We start from the raw sequence: 15,941 nt of genomic DNA on the forward strand, positions 1-15,941 counted from the left end.
TTGATCTGACGGTGAAAACCGGATGATAAGTCCCAGTTTGTTTAATTGAAAATAGCAGCTTGCGAAACAGTAAATCAAAAAAGGTTTACTGTTTTTTTCTTTGCTTAAAATGGAAATTAGCAAGATTATAAAACCATTAAATTCATCAAGAAAGACTTCCTAATTATTTTTAGATTTGGTATAATAAAAACATTGTCTGGGAGAAAGAGCTTTTCGCCGGATAGAGGGCCATGCGGCCGAGGATTTCACCAAGCGAAAGAGCAAGCCGGGCGGCTTGATTTTACGATAGAAGCCTGAAAAAATCGCGGGCATCAGGAGGTTAAAAATGAACTTTGGGAAACAGGGAAGAAAAAAACAAAAAGAGCAGCTTCATTCAAAAGCGAAAAAAACGACCAATTTAATTAATTCCGTGGTTTTGAAGGTAATTGTTTTTGCGGTGGTTATTGTCGGCGTGCTGGGCGGCGCGGCGGCAATCGGTGTTTATAAGGCAATCATTGATAAAGCGCCGAGTATTGACAATATTTTGGAAACGGTGGTGCCGGTTGGCTATGCCTCGATTATTTATGATCAGAACGGCAATGAAATTCAAAAGCTGTCGGCGGCCAATGCCAATCGGATTTATCTGGAATATGAACAGATTCCGCAATGCATGATTGATGCCGTGGTAGCGGTTGAGGATGAAAGATTCTGGCGGCATAACGGCTTTGATATGTATGCCTTTATGCGGGCAATCGTAGCCAATATCAAGAGCCGAAGCTTTTCTGAGGGCGGTTCGACCCTGACGCAGCAGGTCGTTAAGATGAATGTCTTAAAAGACCCGGGTAAAAAAATTGAGCGTAAACTGCAGGAGCAGTATTTGGCGGTGCAGCTGGAAAAAAAGTTAGCCGAGGACGGCCGGGGCAAGGAATATGCCAAGAAGAAGATTTTGGAACTGTATTTAAATTCCGCGCCTTTCGGCAAGAACAGCAACGGTGTGCAGACTGCGGCGCAGACGTATTTTAACAAAAACGCCTGGGAACTGACCATTGCGGAAGCGGCTTGTATTGCCGGCGTCGCGAATGCACCCAGCCGGTACGATCCGATCAGCAAGCCGGAAAACAACCGGGAGCGGCAGCAGCGGATTTTAAAGAAAATGCTGGAGCAAAAATATATTACTCAGGCCGAGTATGATCAGGCCATCAATGAGGACGTGTACGGCAATATCCGCAGCATTAATCAGCAGCTGGCCGGTAATATGTCCAATTACACCTATTTTGTGGACGAGGTCATCCTGCGGCTGGCCGAGGACTTGCAAATTCAAAAAAATTATACCGAAGCGCAGGCCTATCGCTTGATTCACAGCGGCGGATTAAGCATTTATGTAACGCAGGACCTCAGCATTCAAAAAAAGCTGGACGATGTTTATGCCGACGATAAGAACTTTTTCCCGAACGGCAATCACAACGAAGTCAAGTTGATGTATTCGCTCTCGACCAAACGAGGGGAGGAAGTAACCCATCACTATAAAGAAGGGGAGTTTAAGGATAAAGCCGCGGCCGAAGCCTTTATTGTCCAATATAAGCAGGAACTGGGCTTTGCCGAAAGTGAGATTTTAGCGGAAAAAGCGGTTTATGTGCCGCAGCCGCAGTCGGCCATGGTGATTATGGATTATCATACCGGCGAGGTCAAGGCGCTGACCGGCGGCCGGGGAGATAAGTCCGGCAACCTGACCTTTAACCGGGCAACGCAGGCGCAGCGTCAGCCGGGCTCGACTTTTAAACCGGTAGCTGCCTATGCGGCTGCTTTGGATGCCAAGGGCTATACGCTGGCAACGACGATCAACGATGCGCCGGTGGCGATTAAGCTGCCGAATGGTCAAAGCTATACGCCGAAGAACTGGAACAAAGTATATAAAGGCCTGACTACCGTGCGGGAAGCAATTGCCCAGTCGATGAACATCATTGCGGTTCGGACGATTGCCGATATTACGCCGGAGCTGGGTTTTGAATATTTGAAAAAACTGGGCTTCAGTAAGCTGCAGGCCGAAGGCGATGCGGTTTACGCCATGCCGCTGGGCGGTATCCGGACGGGTGTGACACCGCTGGAAATGACGGCTGCCTACGGGGCGATTGCCAATAAAGGCGTGTATATTGAACCGATTTTTTATACCAAAGTGTTAGATGATAAGGGAAATGTGCTGATTGACAAAACGCCGGAAAGCCATCAGGCAATTAAGGAAACAACCGCTTTCCTGCTGACAGATGCAATGCTGGATGTTGTCCGCAAGGGAACCGGTACGACGGCAGCGGTCAAGGGCATGACCATCTCCGGTAAGACCGGAACTACGCAGGACTCGAATGACCTGTGGTTTGTCGGATATAGCCCCTATTATGCAGCGGCGATTTGGCTGGGCTATGACCAGCCAAAGAGTATGAACCATATTTCGCAGAGCACGCATAATTTGATTTGGGCCAAAGTAATGGCGGCGGTACATGAAGGACTGCCAAATAAGAGCTTTGAAGTGCCGGCCGGTATTGTTCGCCGCCCGGTTTGCGCCGAGTCGGGTTTGATGCCGGTCGAGGACCTTTGCAATTTGGACGAGCGGGGCTCGACGGTGATTGAGGAATATTTTGCGGTCGGAACGGAACCGACCGAGCCGTGTGACGTACATAAGGCGGTGGAAATTTGTAGCGTATCGGGACTTTTTGCTACCGAGTTTTGTCCGCCGGAACTGGTTCAGAAAAAGGTGATGATTCAAAGACGGGAAAAGGATATGCCCAGTGGTTGGGATCCGTCGGTGCCGCTGCCGGTAGCCGATGCCGCTTATGAAATTCCGTTTTCCATGATTGGTGAATACTGTACGGTGCATGGTCCGCATACCAATGAGCAGCCGGATAACGGCTTTTTTGACCCGGATTCTTCCGGTGATAACAACAGAAATAACGAGAGAAATCATTCGGAGCCGAATCCAAAGGAGCCCAATTCCTCGGAAACCAATCCGAATACATCCGGTCAGGAGAAACCGAAAAATCCAAAACCGGACAGCGGATTTTTTGATTAAACAGTCAGCTTCCGCATCATTAATTAAGCAGCCCGTGCCGGCTCTTTGAGCAGCAGGCTCTGCGATGAAAAAGGAGTGGTCGGTGGTTGAGATAGCGGAAACGGGCGAGCTGGGACAGAGCGAAAAAAGACTATGCGGACTGCTCGTCCGAGCAGAAGTGCGCAGCGCTTCGAGCAGGGGAAAGTTGAGTATATAAGATAAGGCTGTCAGCAGACAGGAAAGGAATAGCAATGAACGCGGAATATAGCGGCGAAATGCAGAATCACTTAAAGGTAACAGATTTTTTCGGTCAAAATGTGTTTGACGATTTGACCATGCGGCGGCGGCTGCCCAAGGATGTTTATAAAAAACTGAAAAAAATGATCGATAACGGCGAGGAGCTGGACGCGGGCGTGGCCAATGTAGTCGCCAGCGCCATTAAAGACTGGGCGATTGAAAAGGGGGCGACCCATTACTGTCATTGGTTTCAGCCGATGACGGGCCGGACGGCGGAAAAGCATGAGTCCTTTATTGAACCCTTTATCGGCGGCGGGATTTCGATGGAGTTTTCCGGCAAACAGCTGATTAAGGGCGAACCGGATGCTTCCTCCTTTCCCAACGGCGGCCTTAGAGCGACGTTTGAGGCCAGGGGCTATACGGCCTGGGACGCGACCAGTCCGGCCTTTATCAAGGATAAAACACTGTATATTCCAACCGCCTTTTGCTCCTACTGGGGCGAAGCGCTCGATGAAAAAACTCCGCTGCTGCGCTCCATGCAGGCAGTCAGTCGGGAGTGTCTGCGGGTGCTGCGGGCGATTGGCGATAACGAAACCGAAAAAGTCACCCCTTCGGTCGGGGCCGAGCAGGAATACTTTTTAATTGATAAGCGCCTGTACCAAAAGCGCAAGGATTTGATTTTGACCGGCCGGACGCTGTTTGGGGCCAATCCGCCCAAGGGGCAGGAAATGGAAGACCATTATTTCGGCAGCATTAAGGAAAATATTGCTGCGTTTATGAAAGAGTTGGACATTGAGCTGTGGAAAATGGGCGTGTATGCCAAGATCAAGCACAATGAGGTTGCTCCGGCTCAGCATGAGATCGTGCCGGTTTTTTCGGTGGCCAATATTGCAGCTGACCATAATCAGCTGGTAATGGACACTTTGGTTAAGGTGGCCAATCATCATGGCCTGGTCTGCCTTTTGCATCCGAAACCATTTGAAGGGGTTAATGGCTCGGGCAAGCACTGCAACTGGTCGCTGGGCACGGAAAGACGGAATCTTTTGGAGCCGGGCGAAACGCCGCATCAAAACACCAAGTTCCTTTTGATTTTATCGGCGGTGATGGCGGCTGTTGACGAATATGCGCCGCTCCTGAGGGCATCGATTTCCAGTGCTGCCAACGACCGGCGGCTGGGCGGGCATGAAGCGCCGCCGGCGATTATTTCCATTTATTTGGGCGATCAGCTGTCCGATATTATCCGCCAGATTTTAGAGGGTGATTTGCGGGCGTCAAAGGTGAAAGATGTGCTGGAGCTGCATGTGGATAGTATTCCCACGATTTTTCAGGACGTGACCGACCGCAACCGCACTTCGCCGTTTGCCTTTACCGGCAATAAGTTTGAGTTTCGGATGTGCTCGTCATCGGCTTCGATTGCCGGGCCTAACATTACACTCAATACCATTGTCGCCGAACATTTGCGGCGGATTGCCGATCGGCTGGAAAAAGCGGAGGATGTGGCGGCCGAGCTGAAAGCAGTCATTACCGAGAACATCCGTGAACATCAGCGTATTATTTTTGACGGCGACGGTTATTCCAAAGAGTGGACGGAAGAAGCGAAACGGCGCGGTCTGCCGGTGCTGCGGACGTCGGTTGATGCTTTTCTGGAAATGTGCCGGCCGGAATTCATTGAAGTGTTTGACCGCAACGGCGTGATGTCGCCTAAGGAAACGCTGGCCAGAGCGGAAATTATGCTGGAGGATTACTGCAAGGTCATCAATATTGAGGCCAAGACGATGATTGAAATGGCGCGCAAGGAGATTTTGCCGGCCTGTTATGTTTATGCCCGGCAGGTAGCGGAAAATCTGCGGCGTTTAGCGGACTTTACGCCGGAAGAGTTTTTGGCGGAGGAAAAAAATAATTTGCTGCGCATCCTGCGTTACTGCGGTGAAACGCAAAAGCATACGGCCGGGGTCGAGGCCAATCTGGCCAAAGCCTACAATATCAAGGAAACCGGTGACCGGGCGCTTTATTTTCGGGATACCATTCTGCCGGAAATGGAAGAAATCCGTTTGGACTGCGATGCCCTGGAGGAATTGGTTGAGGAGAAGCAGTGGCCATTTCCGACATATTTTGATTTATTGTTCCGGATATAAGTGTCTTACGGTTGAGAGAATAATGAGGAGGAAGGGCTTTGATTTTAACGGTGTTAATCAATCCTTATCTAATCAGGCAGATTAAGGTATCGGGCTGGAAAGCGGACGGCCAGAATAAGATCTTGGAAGAAAGCCTGATGATTGGCGACAGCGGAGTGTATTCGGCTCATATCATGAAGATTTTGCAGGGCGAGCCTTTTGTGATTGGTTTTTCTGGCGGGATTGGCGGCCGTTTTATTAAAAACTTCCTAGACAAGCGGCGGATTGTGTCGGATTTTATCGGCATCAGCGGTGAGCCGAAAATGCTGACCACGATGACGGATGTCGCTAAAACCAAGGAATACAGCTTTATGTCTAATGGCTATGAACCGGCCGAAAGCGATTTAAAGGCGTTGAAACATAAATTTCATAATCATATCCGGGAATGTGACACCATTGTTTTTGCCGGACAGACCTTTTCGCCTCGGGCACTGGAAAAAGCCGAGGAGGTGCTGGCGATGGTGGAAGAAGGCCAAAAGGCGGTGGTTCAGGCCGGTGCCGATAACATTGAGCTGCTGTCCAAATATCATCCCTATGCGGTGGTAACGGATGTGGAAGCACTGCGCCGGCTGGGATTAGACGGTATTTGGCGGCCGACGGAAACGGAAAAGCTGCAAAAATGGATGCGGACGTACCGGATTAAATATTTTTTTGTGCAAACGCCGGAAACGATTTACGGCCTGTCCCGTTCCAAGATTGCCTATGTGTCCTATCCACCCAAAGATAAGACTGAGGATATCATTCAGTCCTCGATTTTGGGCGGGCTGGCAATCGGCGTGCAGCGGGGTTATTTGCTGGAGAAAAACTTGCAGATTGCCGGAGCGATTGCCAGACAAGTTAATGTTCGAAGCTTTCCTGATATTATTCGCCGGCGGGAGATTGATCAGGCGATGAATCAGGTCAGACTGAAGGAAGTATATAATGAAAAGCGAGGCTACTTAGAAACTTAGCGGAGGAAGCAATGCAAAATTATTATACTCTGGCCAAGGAAACCAGCGTGGAAATAGAAATCAAAAAATCCAAATTTATTGGCTATCTCAAGGGAACGGCCAGTGAAGCAGAGGCTGTGGAATATATTGCCGCCATTAAAAAACAGCACCGGGAAGCAACCCATCACTGCTCGGCCTTTCGGATTGCCGGAGCGATTGCTTTGGAGCGCTATGATGATGACGGCGAACCGTCCAAAACAGCGGGGCTGCCGATGCTTAGTGTTTTGCAGGGGCGGGAGCTGTGGAATGTGACGGCGGTAGTGGTTCGCTATTTCGGTGGTACGCTTTTGGGGACGGGTGGTCTGACTAGGGCGTATTCCGAAGCGGTGCGGGAGAGCTTGGCTGATAATCCGCCGGTGTACCGGCAGCTTTTTGCTGTTTTGGCGCTGGAATGCCCCTATAACTGGAACGATAAGGTCAGCTATGAACTGGAGCGGCAGAGCATTTCCACCGGGCAAATTGATTACAGTGATAAGGTGGAGTATGAGTTATTTGTGGAAAAAGAGAAAGCTGCCGACTTTATCCGCCGGTTTCAGGAACTGACCGAGGCGCAGGCCCGGATTACCCAAATTGGCGAGCAGTATGGCTATTATTTTGCCGGGAAATTGATTACCGGCTGACTTCCCCTTCCCCCCCCTGGTCGAAAGCTTCGCTTTCTGCCCGGGCGGGCAACCAGCTTGGTCGAAAGCTTTGCTTTCCGCCGGGCGGGTAGTCTGCCCTCAAAAGGCTTTCTGGGCATGGGAAAGTTGAGTTGCTAACGGAAATATTTTTTCGTGAAAATCATATTTGTATTTGCGGGAAAGCGATACCTTTTTGCTCGTTTCCGTCATTGCGGAAACAGGGAACATTCTTGTATTTGCAGGAAAGAGAGACATGCTTGGCTGTTTGCGGCCGGCAGAGAAGTGACAGCTTTTCGCCAGATGAGGAAAGTTGAGTTAAGAGGAAAAGAAAGGAAAAAGATTGAATAAGAAGAAGTGGATTGCCTGCCTGCTGGCACTGTGCCTTGGTCTCAGTGCCTGCGGCGGGGAAAGTCAAAAAAAGGAAGAAAATACAGGTCAAAAGACAGAAGAGACGGTTGGGGTGATTGACCGCCAGTTTGCCGGGCAAACTTTGAAACTGACCAGTTTTACCAAGGATATGGAATATGCGGCCAAGGCATTTGAAAAGGCCTATGCCTGCAAGGTTGAGTTAACGGTCAAAGACAGTACCGAGTTTGCGGCTGAACGGGAACGTTTGTTGGCGGGCAGCGAGGGAGCGGATATCTATACGATTGAAGCGGCGGAAATGCAGGACTGGCTGACCGCTGAGGCATTGCTGCCTTTAACTGACGTGGATGCTGAGCATTATGCGCCGTATGCGATTGCTTATGCGACCGACAGTACCGGAGCGCTGCGGGCCTTGACCTGGACGGCCACACCGGTTAATTTGTATTACCGTCGTTCGGCGGCTCAGGCGGCGCTGGGGAATGATTCGCCGGAAGCGGTCACCGAGGCACTGGCGACGCCGGAGGGCTTGATTGATTTAGCGGGTAAGCTGCAGGCGGCAGGCTATAAGATTTTCTCCAATGTCGGGGATATGAGAGCCTTTTATGAGGTCAGTGATAAAACCGAAACCGCTGTGCTTTCGCCTCAGGAGCAGGTTTTTTTGACCAATGGGCGGCAAATGGAAACCAATTATCAGCTGGCCGGACTGGAGCCGTGGTCGGCTGACTGGTTTAAGGGCATGTACGGCGAGGCGGTTAATTCGATTACCGGTAAAAAAATTGAAGTTTTCGGTTATGTGATGCCTTCCTGGGGAAAAAGCTATGTTTTAGAAAAGGCGGGCAATAAGAAAGAAGCAAGCGATACCGAGAAAAATCCGACCTGGGGTGATTGGGCGGCGGCGGCTTGTCCGGCTGCGTCTTTTTCCGACGGGATTTGGCTGGGGATTGCGGCTAACAGTCAGCGGGCAGAGATGGCCAAGGCATTTTTGGTCTATGTCACCCAAAATCAGGAGCTGTTGCAGGAATGGCTGGAGAAAACCCAGGAACTGCCGGCTTTTCTGCCGGTTTTGGAAAGCTATCAGCTGGAGTCGGAGGATTCTTTCCTTGGCGGGCAAAAGGTAATGCCGCTCTATATTGAAACCATCAAAGCCATTCCGGCGAAATCGGCGGAGCAGCTTCGGCAGGAAAAGGAATATTACCAAAAGCTGGAAGCTTATTTAAAGGGTGAGATTGCTACGTTTGAAGAATTGCAGGCCGCGCTTGTACCAGCGGCGGTTGAGCCGACTACTCCGGCCGCGCAGTAGAGGGCATCGCTGAATCGGAGAGGATGGCGATAGAAAAATGGCGTTTTTGCCGGACAGGGACGCATGAGATGGCGAGGCTGCGGCGGCTCATACAGAGCGGAAACAGATTGGCTTTTCGATAGGCAGAAGTGCGGGCACTTCAATCAGGGCAAAGTTGAGTTAAATACAAAAAAACAGCCGGAAAAGCGTTTGCTTAAACCGGCTGTTTAAAATTGAAATGAAAGTTAGTTACTCAACTTTCCCATGTTCTGCAAAACTAGAACAGTCTTTTTAGGCAGACTGCCCGTCCGAGCAGAAGTACGAAGCACTTCGATTAGGGGAAAGTTGAGTTAGTTATTGCCCAGCACCCGGAAAGGCCTGTACCAAATCGGCCAGAGTTTCCCGGCGCCGAATCAGGATATCCTCGCCGCCATTGGTAATCAAGACCTCAGCCGGCCGCAGTCGGTTATTATAAGAAGAAGCCATGCAATAGCCGTAAGCACCGGCGTCCAAAACAGTTAAAATATCACCGATTTGTGCTTCCGGCAGCGCCCGGTCGGCTGCTAAGATATCACCGGATTCGCAGATATTGCCGGTTACCTGATAAACAATGGTTTTTTCGGCAGTGTTTTGGTCATAGCTTTTGCCGGTTTCCGGCCGGTAAACTTCCATGTCATGATGGCTGCCGTAAAGAAGCGGCCTTTGCAGAACGTTAAAGCCGATATCCGTGCCCAGATAATTTTTGCCGAAGTTGGATTTGAGGGCGGTGACGGTGCCCAGCAGTACGCCGCACTCGGCGACAATATAGCGGCCCGGCTCAAGTTTAAAGGTCAGCTCCTTGCCGTACTCGGCGGCAAAGCGCCGGAAGATCGAATGCAGCTTTTGACCCAAAGCGGTCAAATCCAGTCTTTTTTCACCGTCCTGCTTGCGGTAGGGAATGCCGAAGCCGCCGCCGAAATCAATAAATTCCAGATCGGCAAACTGACGAGCCACCGCCAGCGCTGATTCCATGCCCTGAATGTATTGGTCGTCTTCCATAAACAGCGAGCCGATATGTTGATTGATGCCGACCAAACGGAGCTGATAGCGGGCCAAAATGGCTTTTACTTCCGGAACCATGTTCGGGTCAACACCGAACTTGGTGTTTTTGCCGCCGGTAACAACTTTGTCACTGTGGCCGGCGCCAACCATCGGATTAAAGCGGATGCAGACCCGACCGCCGGGATTGAGGAGTCCGTATTGTGTCAGCTGCGAAAGCGAGTCAACGCTGACCAAGATTTGGCGGTCAATGGCAAAGCGCATTTCTTCCGGGCTGACATTATTGCTGATGAACAGAATTTGCTCCGGCTGAAAACCGGCCATTTCCTCAACATAGATTTCACCGGGGCTCATGGCGTCGGCATAAAAGCCTTCCTCTCGGATAATCCGCAGCAAATGCAGGTTGCCATTGGCTTTGACCGAGTAATTAGCGTGAAAGTGAGGATAATCGCTTAATCCGGCAATTTCCCGGCAGCGAGTGCGCAGGATGGATTCATTATAAACATAAAGCGGACTGCCGTATTTTTGCAGGAGCTTTTGCGGGTCGGTTTGTCCGAAAAAATGCGTTTGTTCGGTATAGGTTTGGTTTAACATAGGTTCTCCTTGTTTTTTTGATCATAAATTCGTTGGCTTTCCCCTGGCCGAAAGGCTGCATTTTTGCGCGAGCGGGCAGCCGGCCCCAAACTGTTCTGATGAACAGGGAAAGTAGAGAAAATTCATAAAAAATTTAAAATAAGATTGGTTTATCGCTTAAACTTGTGGTATAGTAATAAATAATGTCAGCCATGGATCAGACAGGGCTTTCATAGTAAAACACTATAAAGGATAACTGCCGGAAAGTCAAGAAAAAGCAGAAAAAAGCTGAGAATGAGGGGCTTATCAGATTTTGTTGAGATAGTAACTCAACTTTCTCATGTTCGTCAGAACAGTCTTTTTTAGGCTCGTTGCTTCCAGAAAGGCTACGCCTTTCGGCGGCGGGCGGGAACGATAGGCAAATTGCAAAGCAAATTGCCGAAAGTGGAGTCCATGCACCCGCTCTTTGAGCGGGATAGAGCCAAAAAAGACTATGGGAAAGTTGAGATAGTAACAAACACAAGAAACATTTTGCCGGAAAATCAAAGCATGGTGCAGCAGGAAATGGTGTGCTGAACAAAATGGATAAAAAATAAGTTTTAAATTATGTGTTTTCCGGGCATAGATAAAGAATGGAGGAAAAATGGAAGCACCAAACAAGAAGATGACAATTAAAAAATGGATTTATATTATTGTCGGCTGTATTGGCTTAGCACTGGGCGCAGTCGGAGCAGTTATGCCGCTGATGCCGGCCTTTCCTTTTTTGCTTCTGGCGGCGTTTTGCTTCGGCAGAAGCTCGGAGCGGCTGGACGCTTGGTTTAAGAACTCTAAGCTGTACCGGGATAACTTAGCGGATTATGTGAAAGGCCAGGGTATGCCGAAGGCGGCTAAGATTAGAGTAATGCTGCTGGTTACAGCTCTTTTTACCTTTGGCTTTATCATGATGCGGGCGGTGCCGGTGGGCCGGATCGTTCTGCTGATCATATGGGCCTTTCATATTTGGTATTTTGCTCTGCGGGTCAAAACCAAAGTGGCAGCGCCGGAGGAAAGTTAGGTCAGTTCGGATCAGATTTGCTCATTTCGATATAATCATAAATATAAGCGATCTCGCTCATCGGGATCTCCACATGGTAGTGAGTGGTGATTTTTTCAAAGGACCGGATGAAGGCATGGATGAACTCTTTTTTTTCCTGCTGGAACCGCTCCAAATCATGATAGGTTCTGATCGGTGTTCTGGTTACCATACGTTCAATAAAGCAGCATACATGAACATACAGACTGATCAGGGTTTTTTCCGGTATTTGATAACCGATCGACTGCATCAGGCGGTGTATGGTTTCTTCGACCAGATTTAACAGCGGGCTGGGATTTAGGATGGTGAGCGACTCCATCAAGTTTTCCAAAGAAAAGTTTTTCAAAAGATTTCGGCGGAATATGTCCATTTCCTCGGCGTTTAAAAATTCACCGAGAAACTGATGAATCCTGTCCATTGCCTGAAAACTGACAATTTCTCCCAGATTGATAAACTCCACTCCGGGGATTTCCGGATCGACGATGCCCTCGACAAAAAGAATATCGTATTTATTCAGCAGATTTTTTCTTTCCGCGCCGGCTAAATGCGGAAAGTCGACCGAAATTAATTTTAACTCCGTTTTGACCGGAATACTGGCTTCAAATAAGAGCCTCATTTTATCCGCCACATTTATGCCGTTTTCACTGCTGAATAAAATCGCTTTTTCTTTTCCGCTCTTGGGAATAAGCTGACATTCGATTTTTACATTATCCAGATGATCCCGGATCTCTTCTGGTGCGCATTTCCGCAGGATCATGCTGCCAACGTGAAGAGCCAGGGGCGTAGAAGCATTACTGATCAGGATAATGTTTGCATCCTCAAAAGCAGTCAGTTCTTTCGCGATTCCCGTGAGTGAACCCATATCGACAATCAGGACAAGATTTTCAAAAAACTTTTTGGGACGCAGGTAGTTTTTTACTTGTAATAGCATTCCCGCCGCGTCACTGGTCATCGGCATATCGAAGGCGTCAAACACATGAGAAGATAGGAGAGTATTGACTACATTGGCAATAGAAGTCGCCGTGGCGTTGCCGTGGCACATGATCAAGGCCAGCGTTTGTTTCTTTGTCATGTCATTGCTATATAGCAGCTGGTTTAGCAAAAAAGCTGTTTGATGGATAAGGTTAAGGGAAATGCCGAAGTTTCGTTCCAAAATATCAGTAAATTCTTGGGTGAACGCGTATTCTTCCGGGTGATGCTCCTGAAAAAACAGCAGAATTTGATCACAGCTGTCGGTCTGCTCGTCGGCTTCCGGATTATAGGACTGCATGTGCAGATATTTTGCCAACAAACCGCGGATAAATTCCGATATATGGATATTGGCGTTATTTTCTGTTAATTTGCAGACGCTTTCAATGTATTTCTCATATCTTTTTAACGGCAGCGCCAAATAATCTTTATGGAAAATAACGGCGTCGTTAAACTTGGCCAGTGCCTGAAACAGTTTTTCATAGAACTGGGTTGTGCTCAGTTCTTCCGCTTGATATTGCTTGAGCAGCTCGGGGAAATCCCGGCTGAAATCCCGGTACGCTTCCAGCTTTTTAGGGATGTAATATTCTAGGTTATAATAAGCTTCATCATCGGAGGTATCCATCGGATACGCGTCATCGGAGATATAGCGCATGCCGACACAAATCTGCTTTTCCCCGGTCTGATAGGCTTTGGCGAAAATAAGAAGAATATGCTGTTTTAAGGACAGGATTTCATATCGGCTGCATTGATTAATCAGGTAATCCATTACCTTGTTGCTTAACAAGATCTCACAGGAGGAGATCAGTGCCTGTCGCTTAAAAAACGACAGGATCAATGCCATTTTTTCCCGTATTGTCCGGTCTTTCAGGGAGGGCAGTTCGATCATAAACGGAAAGTGACTGAGAAAATGTTGGCTGAATACTTTTCCCGGCACTTCATCGGCGATTAAAATAATACGGGCTTCACTGGAAAGGAGGGCGGCATTGGAGTTCGCGTAATGGTAGGTTCCTGTTTCCAGATATTGCAGGAGATTTTCCTGTGTTTCCGCGCTCATCGAAGCAATATCATCGATAACGATCATCCCGTCTTTGGCCTTTTCCAGCGCGCCCGGACATACTTGGGCCTTGGTATCAAGATATCCGAAAAGCGTGTATTTTAATCGGACATCATCAAGCTTATTGCAATTTATGTAGATATATTGTTCTTCCCGTTGCAGAAGACCATGATCAAAGAAATAGTCGCGAATCCGTTCGGCCATAAATGTTTTTCCGCTGCCATGGTTCCCATAGATTAAGATCGGCAAACCGCCGTGGGGATATTGAATTGCCGTTTTTATTTTTTCAATGCAATCTTTCAGCGCATACTCATGACCGATCGCTTTCATGAAATTTTGCTGTTTCCCGTGCAGGAAGCGAATGAGTTCTTCATAAGACAGAAAACCATCCTGTTTGATCGGTTTACCGCTGTCTTTTTCTAATTGATATCTGGAGAGAAAAGCCACCGGTCTGGTTTTGAGCTTGATCAGATAACCTTCGCGCGCCATATCATTCAGATATTGGGAGGCCAGACTTCTGGAAATCAGAAATTGCCGGCTGATCTGATTGGCGGTACAATGCTGCAGCGCCGGCTCTTTTAGATTTTTTGATTTTTCCTGAATGTACTCGAAAATCTGCTGGCGAATTGTCTTTGCCATTGTTTGGCCTCCCTTTTCTAAACGTTACAGCGCTTTTAGTTGCGGATTCAGTTCGATGACCGTGTCACTGGGAACATATTGTGTTTCAAAATCGCAGCCGGCACGGAGCAGCGTATGAATGACGGCTACCTCCCGGCGGCTTAACATAATTCGTTTGGTCAGAGCGTACTCGCCCTCTTTGCAAAAATGCATACCGATATTTATTTTGGGGAGCTCATAACCCAGTGCCGTTAAGCCGGATAATATATTAAAATCACGAATCAGGATAAACACTTTTTGTTCCCGATATTTCCCGTTTTTAAAATTCGTGAGCGCCGTGTTGGAATCAAGAATGGATAGGGCCTTGTTCACCGGCTTGGAAAGCCTCATGACTTCTGTTTTTAGAGGATCCTTGGCGACTGCGTCGTCAATTACCATAACTCTGTCGCAGGAAATACGGGAAAGCCATTGCGTCATGATAATTCCGTGCAGCAGGCGGTCATCCATCCGGATCGCGGTTATTATATTTTTTTTCTGGCTGCTCATTTTTATCCATCCTCCGTCTGATATTAGAACTTTTCTAACAAGGCCTCGACTTCCGCTCGGGTGGCCAGCTCGGTTGAAAACGCGCTGGCCGATCCGGCCGCCACGCCCATTCGGAAGGCGTGATGATAATTTTGGGTTTCCAGCCAGCCGGCCACGAAACCGGCTACCATCGAGTCGCCCGCACCGACGGAATTAACTAACACTCCTTTGGGAGCGTTGCTGCAAAGCACCTCGCCGTTTTGGGAGATAAAAACAGCCCCTGCTTCGGCCATGGAAACTAACACATTCTGCGCGCCGGCGGCTTGCAGTTTTTGGGCATAAGGAATAACGTCCTCCTTTTTTGGCAAGTTGACCTGATAGATCGCGCCCAATTCATGGTTATTGGGCTTTACCAGAAAGGGATGATACTTTAACACTTTGGTCATCAGCTCTTTTTCCGCGTCGACAATAACGCGGATCGGTTTTGCTTTTATCCTTTCTAGGATCTGTTCATAAATATCCCCGGGCAATGTCTGGGGAATGCTGCCTGAAATGATCAGGATATCATCCTCTTGCAGATTGCTTAATTTTCGGTAAAGCTTTTCAATATCCTGCTTTCCGATATGCGGTCCCTGCCCGTTGATCTCGGTTTCCGTATCCGATTTCATTTTTAAATTAATGCGTGAAAAGCCCGGCTCTACATGGATAAAATCGGTATTACAGCCGGATTGCTCCATTAATTTTTCAATCGCCTCACCGGTAAAGCCGGCGACAAAACCAAGAGCGGCGCTGTCGTATCCCAGATTATTCAGGACGATGGAAACGTTGATTCCCTTACCGCCGGGCAAAATCTTTTCCGAACTGGTCCGGTTGATGGTTCCCGCCCGAAAATCTTTGACCGCAACAATATAATCCAGCGCCGGGTTAAAGGTTAAAGTATAAATCATGTTACCAAAACCTCCCTGCTTTATTCGTCATTTTCATCTTTGTCCGGCTGCTTTTCATTGACAAAAACAATCATTTGCTTTGACTCTTCTATGGTTTGCCGGATGTAAGGCGGGGTGATCTCCTCCTCGTTGGCTAACAGCACAGACAGAGCAAGCGGGACATTTACCCCGGTGATTACAAAAGTATGATCATTGATATAGGGAAAAAACTTCTGATTAACACTTCCGGACAGGACGTCGGTCATTACGATTACCTTATCCTCTGGAGAAAAGGTCGCAAACAGTTTGGCGATGGTTTCCTCCAAGGGCTCGCTGTCATCTTCCGCATAAGCGGGAATGTCATAGATGTTATCCAGTGTCGTAATGAACTTTAAGGTTTCTTTCAGGCCGGTAGCAAATTTTCCGTGTGACGCGATAACAACTCGTTTCATTTTGTATCCTCCGGGCAGTTTTTTGTG

12 protein-coding genes are annotated in these 15,941 nt (G+C 48.4%); 7 read left to right on the top strand and 5 right to left on the bottom strand.

All coding sequences use genetic code 11. The features are described from left to right. Positions 1-325 precede the first annotated feature (325 nt). From C3V36_06360 to C3V36_06385, 6 genes are all read left to right on the top strand, one after another. Positions 326-3,040 (top strand): glycosyl transferase, encoded by a 2,715-nt coding sequence (locus tag C3V36_06360; protein ID AVM68891.1) that lies wholly within the window; start codon positions 326-328, stop codon positions 3,038-3,040. A 254-nt stretch (positions 3,041-3,294) separates the two neighbouring features. Continuing rightward, the gene (locus C3V36_06365) at positions 3,295-5,391 is read left to right on the top strand and encodes a glutamine synthetase type III (protein ID AVM70464.1); all 2,097 of its coding nucleotides are present in this window, start codon (positions 3,295-3,297) and stop codon (positions 5,389-5,391) included. Between the two features lie 38 nt (positions 5,392-5,429). Continuing rightward, complete coding sequence (locus C3V36_06370; protein ID AVM68892.1) at positions 5,430-6,380, top strand: hypothetical protein; 951 nt, start codon at positions 5,430-5,432, stop codon at positions 6,378-6,380. A gap of 11 nt (positions 6,381-6,391) precedes the next feature. Then, positions 6,392-7,039 carry a YigZ family protein gene (locus C3V36_06375; GenBank protein AVM68893.1) on the top strand — a complete coding sequence of 216 codons (648 nt, stop codon included), beginning with the start codon at positions 6,392-6,394 and terminating at the stop codon, positions 7,037-7,039. 153 nt (positions 7,040-7,192) lie between these two features. Further along, the gene (locus C3V36_06380; GenBank protein AVM68894.1) at positions 7,193-7,387 is read left to right on the top strand and encodes a hypothetical protein; all 195 of its coding nucleotides are present in this window, start codon (positions 7,193-7,195) and stop codon (positions 7,385-7,387) included. Beyond that, a complete protein-coding gene (locus tag C3V36_06385) occupies positions 7,380-8,705 on the top strand; it encodes a hypothetical protein (GenBank protein ID AVM68895.1) in 1,326 nt (441 codons plus the stop codon). The genes C3V36_06380 and C3V36_06385 overlap by 8 nt, the downstream gene beginning before the upstream one ends. Positions 8,706-9,038: 333 nt before the next feature. Here the strand turns inward: C3V36_06385 and lysA are convergent, their stop codons facing one another. Continuing rightward, entirely contained in the window at positions 9,039-10,316 is a 1,278-nt protein-coding gene (gene lysA / locus C3V36_06390) for a diaminopimelate decarboxylase (protein AVM68896.1), read from the bottom strand. A gap of 643 nt (positions 10,317-10,959) precedes the next feature. Here lysA and C3V36_06395 point away from each other — a divergent pair. Beyond that, entirely contained in the window at positions 10,960-11,349 is a 390-nt protein-coding gene (locus C3V36_06395; protein ID AVM70465.1) for a DUF454 domain-containing protein, read from the top strand. 1 nt (position 11,350) lies between these two features. Here C3V36_06395 and C3V36_06400 read toward each other — a convergent pair whose 3' ends face one another. The 4 genes from C3V36_06400 to C3V36_06415 are packed head-to-tail and all read right to left on the bottom strand — an operon-like array spanning position 11,351 to position 15,914. After that, positions 11,351-14,032 carry a hypothetical protein gene (locus tag C3V36_06400; GenBank protein ID AVM68897.1) on the bottom strand — a complete coding sequence of 894 codons (2,682 nt, stop codon included), beginning with the start codon at positions 14,030-14,032 and terminating at the stop codon, positions 11,351-11,353. Positions 14,033-14,056: 24 nt separating this feature from the next. Beyond that, on the bottom strand, positions 14,057-14,557 hold the full coding sequence (locus C3V36_06405) for a PTS mannose/fructose/sorbose transporter subunit IIB (protein AVM68898.1): 501 nt from the start codon (positions 14,555-14,557) through the stop codon (positions 14,057-14,059). A gap of 23 nt (positions 14,558-14,580) precedes the next feature. After that, the gene (pfkB, locus tag C3V36_06410) at positions 14,581-15,483 is read right to left on the bottom strand and encodes a 1-phosphofructokinase (GenBank protein ID AVM68899.1); all 903 of its coding nucleotides are present in this window, start codon (positions 15,481-15,483) and stop codon (positions 14,581-14,583) included. Between the two features lie 20 nt (positions 15,484-15,503). Further along, positions 15,504-15,914 (bottom strand): PTS sorbitol transporter subunit IIB, encoded by a 411-nt coding sequence (locus C3V36_06415; GenBank protein AVM68900.1) that lies wholly within the window; start codon positions 15,912-15,914, stop codon positions 15,504-15,506. Positions 15,915-15,941 lie beyond the last annotated feature (27 nt).

The sequence above is a fragment of the Lachnospiraceae bacterium oral taxon 500 genome (assembly GCA_002999035.1).
Taxonomy (GTDB): Bacteria; Bacillota; Clostridia; order Lachnospirales; family Vallitaleaceae; genus W11650.

Coding starts and splice junctions, on each gene's coding strand:
- C3V36_06365 (AVM70464.1), top strand. CDS start 3,295: ATGCAGAATCACTTAAAGGTAACAGATTTTTTCGGTCAAAATGTGTTT.
- C3V36_06375 (AVM68893.1), top strand. CDS start 6,392: ATGCAAAATTATTATACTCTGGCCAAGGAAACCAGCGTGGAAATAGAA.
- C3V36_06415 (AVM68900.1), bottom strand. CDS start 15,914: ATGAAACGAGTTGTTATCGCGTCACACGGAAAATTTGCTACCGGCCTG.
- C3V36_06400 (AVM68897.1), bottom strand. CDS start 14,032: ATGGCAAAGACAATTCGCCAGCAGATTTTCGAGTACATTCAGGAAAAA.
- lysA (AVM68896.1), bottom strand. CDS start 10,316: ATGTTAAACCAAACCTATACCGAACAAACGCATTTTTTCGGACAAACC.
- C3V36_06405 (AVM68898.1), bottom strand. CDS start 14,557: ATGAGCAGCCAGAAAAAAAATATAATAACCGCGATCCGGATGGATGAC.
- C3V36_06395 (AVM70465.1), top strand. CDS start 10,960: ATGACAATTAAAAAATGGATTTATATTATTGTCGGCTGTATTGGCTTA.
- pfkB (AVM68899.1), bottom strand. CDS start 15,483: ATGATTTATACTTTAACCTTTAACCCGGCGCTGGATTATATTGTTGCG.
- C3V36_06360 (AVM68891.1), top strand. CDS start 326: ATGAACTTTGGGAAACAGGGAAGAAAAAAACAAAAAGAGCAGCTTCAT.